The 1,017-nt window shown below is 31.9% G+C and carries 1 protein-coding gene; it reads right to left on the bottom strand.

Features of this window, described 5'->3' with window-relative positions; all coding sequences use genetic code 11:
* Positions 1–32: 32 nt before the first annotated feature.
* Positions 33–989 (bottom strand): L-lactate dehydrogenase, encoded by a 957-nt coding sequence (locus tag CD150_RS12825; protein WP_046208334.1) that lies wholly within the window; start codon positions 987–989, stop codon positions 33–35.
* Between the last annotated feature and the right edge of the window lie 28 nt (positions 990–1,017).

The raw sequence follows: 1,017 nt of genomic DNA, 5'->3' as shown, positions 1-1,017 counted from the left end.
ATCTTATATACAGTTTAAAATTAAATTATGAATTATGCAATTAGTTGTTTGATTTTATTTTGCATATCTTTCAAAATTATGGCAGAATTTTCAAACTTTTCACTTTCTTCACTATTTAATTGCGTTTCATATACTTTAACTGCACCATTTCTATTAATTAATGTAGGCACTCCAATATAAACATCTTCTTGTTTATATTCGCCTTCTAAATAACTAGAAACTGGCAAGACTACATTTTGATTTTTTAAAATTGCTTGTGTAATACGTACCAATCCCATTGCTATGCCATAATAAGTTGCCCCTTTTGATTGGATAATCTCATAAGCAGCATCTCTTGTGTTGGTAAATATTTCATCTATTCTATGTTGTTTATCAGGGTTATCATTTAATAAATTGTATAATGGTTGACCAGCAATATTAGCTTGTGACCATATCGCTAATTCAGAATCTCCATGTTCACCAATAATTTGTGCATCCACACTCCAAGGGGACACACCAAATTCTTGTGCTAGTTCAAATTTAAATCGTGCGGTATCTAGTATTGTACCTGATCCAATCACTTGAGCTTTCGGTAATCCTGAAACTTTTTGTGTTACATAGGATAATACATCCACTGGATTTGTTGCTATAAGGAAAATGCCATTAAAGCCTGTGCTCATAATTTTAGTGACAATATCTTTAAATATTTTTGTATTTTTTTCTACTAAATCTAATCTCGTTTCGCCTGGTTTTTGTGCAGCTCCTGCAGTAATGACAATTAAGTCAGCATTACTACAATCTTCATAACTACCAGCTTTTACTTTTACTGGTGAATCACCGTATGGAGCACTATGATTTAAATCTGCAACATCACCTTTAACTTTTGCTTCATCTAAATCAATTATTACTAATTCATCAGCTAAACCTTGTGCAACTACTGCAAAAGCATAACTTGATCCAACTGCTCCATCACCTATTAAAACTACTTTATTCCCTTTTTCAATTTTCATGCTAAGTCGCTCCTTTTAATTCAAAGTA

The sequence above is a fragment of the Staphylococcus ureilyticus genome (genome assembly GCF_002902235.1).
In the GTDB taxonomy this organism is placed as follows: Bacteria; Bacillota; Bacilli; order Staphylococcales; family Staphylococcaceae; genus Staphylococcus; species Staphylococcus ureilyticus.
Note: the sequence above shows the minus strand (reverse complement) of the source record. Positions and strands in the feature narration are given on the sequence as shown.

Bases quoted from the DNA above. Each gene is read 5' to 3' on its own strand.
- CD150_RS12825 (WP_046208334.1), bottom strand. From the start codon at position 989: ATGAAAATTGAAAAAGGGAATAAAGTAGTTTTAATAGGTGATGGAGCA.